The organism is Xenorhabdus yunnanensis (genome assembly GCF_028598805.1).
GTDB lineage: Bacteria > Pseudomonadota > Gammaproteobacteria > Enterobacterales > Enterobacteriaceae > Xenorhabdus > Xenorhabdus yunnanensis.
Genome location: NZ_JAQRFI010000220.1, coordinates 1 through 524, shown reverse-complemented (window position 1 = coordinate 524; position 524 = coordinate 1). Strand labels below are relative to the sequence as shown.

The window sequence follows — 524 nt, the reverse complement described above, 5'->3', positions numbered from 1 at the left end:
AGCAGAACCACGGATGATTGGCGTATCGTCGCCTGGGAAATCGTACTGAGACAGCAGCTCACGTACTTCCATTTCTACCAGTTCCAGCAGCTCTTCATCATCAACCATGTCACATTTGTTCAGGAATACGATGATGTATGGAACGCCTACCTGACGACCCAGCAGGATGTGCTCACGAGTCTGTGGCATTGGGCCATCAGTTGCAGCAACAACCAGGACCGCGCCGTCCATCTGTGCAGCACCGGTGATCATGTTTTTCACATAGTCGGCGTGGCCTGGGCAGTCAACGTGTGCGTAGTGACGAGTTGGGGTATCGTACTCTACGTGAGAAGTAGAGATGGTGATACCACGCGCTTTTTCTTCTGGTGCGTTATCGATCTGATCGAATGCACGAGCGCTACCGCCGTAAGTTTTCGCCAAAACGGTGGTGATTGCAGCAGTCAGGGTAGTTTTACCGTGGTCAACGTGGCCGATAGTACCAACGTTAACGTGCGGTTTTGAACGTTCAAACTTTTCTTTAGACA

General features: G+C 51.1%; 1 protein-coding gene. It reads right to left on the bottom strand.

Features of this window, described 5'->3' with window-relative positions; all coding sequences use genetic code 11:
- A partial coding sequence (locus PSI23_RS21915; RefSeq protein ID WP_273557035.1) for a GTP-binding protein occupies positions 1-524 on the bottom strand: 524 nt, incomplete at both ends.